Annotated in this window: 1 protein-coding gene; it reads left to right on the forward strand. The window is 64.7% G+C overall.

The window, feature by feature from the left end; all coding sequences use genetic code 11:
- Positions 1–357, forward strand: a 357-nt coding sequence (locus tag CDV44_RS27185) for an ATP-binding cassette domain-containing protein (RefSeq protein ID WP_141118836.1), incomplete at both ends; no start/stop codon positions are given.

Consider the following 357-nt stretch of genomic DNA (forward strand, 5'->3'; position numbering starts at 1 on the left):
CTCGCGATGATCTTTCAGGAGCCGATGACCTCGCTGAATCCGGCGTTCACGATCGGGCATCAGATCGAGGAAGGCATTCGCCGCCATCGGGGACTGGACCGGCGCGCGGCGCGTGCCGAAGCGCTCGACATGCTCAAGCGGGTGCGCATTCCCGCGCCCGAGACACGGCTCGACAACTACCCGCACGAACTCTCCGGCGGCATGCGCCAACGCGTAATGATCGCGATGGCACTCGCCAACCGTCCTGCGCTGCTCATTGCTGACGAACCGACCACGGCGCTCGACGTGACGATTCAGGCGCAGGTGCTCACCCTCATTCAAACGTTGCAGCGGGAAACCGGCACGGCTGTCGTGCTC

Origin of the sequence: Pandoraea sp. PE-S2R-1 (assembly GCF_002179865.1) — a bacterium.
Taxonomy (GTDB): Bacteria; Pseudomonadota; Gammaproteobacteria; order Burkholderiales; family Burkholderiaceae; genus Pandoraea.